Source organism: Burkholderia sp. AW33-5 (assembly GCF_053427615.1).
Genome location: NZ_JBSAXA010000082.1, coordinates 1 through 754, shown reverse-complemented (window position 1 = coordinate 754; position 754 = coordinate 1). Strand labels below are relative to the sequence as shown.

Sequence of the window (754 nt, the reverse complement as noted above, 5' to 3'; positions counted from 1 at the left end):
CGCGTTGGTGCAAGCGCAGGAAGGCTACGGTGCCGATCCGGCGTTTCGCGTGCCGCACGACGATGGCTCGGTCGGCTTCTATCTCGTCGAGGTGGAGGCGCAGCGCGTGAGCGTGCCGTATCGCAGCCCGTTCGAACACGAGAAGCCGAAGATGCATCTTGAGACGGCGATCGTCGTCGGGCCGCAGGGCGAGGAAGTCTATACCGACGAGCTGAACCGGATCCGCGTGCAGTTCGTATGGGATCGTCTGAACCCGGGCAACGAGAACGCGTCATGCTGGGTGCGCGTCGTGCAGTCGGATACCGGCGGCGGTTACGGTGGCGTGCATGTGCCGCGGATCGGCGAAGAAGTGCTGATCGATTATGTCGGCGGCGATTGCGATCGGCCGCTCGCGGTCGGCCGTGTGTACAACGGCGCGAACCAGCCGCAGTGGCATAGCGACGGGATTCTCTCCGGCTATCGGTCGAAAGAATATTCGGGCAGCGGCTACAACCATCTCGTGATGGACGACGCGACCGGGCAGAACCGCGTGCAGCTGATGAGCAGCAGCGCGAACAGCCTGCTGCATCTGGGCTACCTCATCGATCAGAACGGCAATTCGCGCGGATCGTATCTGGGCAGCGGCTTCGACCTGCGTTCGGATGCGTATGGCGCGGTGCGGGCGAGTCAGGGGCTGTACGTCACGACTCATCCGAAGGCGCCGAACAGCCAGCCGCTCGACGTGAAGGAAGCGCAGCAGCAGCTCGTGACGGGT

At 64.1% G+C, this 754-nt stretch carries 1 protein-coding gene; it reads left to right on the top strand.

The window, feature by feature from the left end:
• Positions 1 to 754: type VI secretion system Vgr family protein (locus ACV22V_RS32415; RefSeq protein ID WP_448016818.1), on the top strand; the 754-nt coding region annotated here is incomplete at both ends.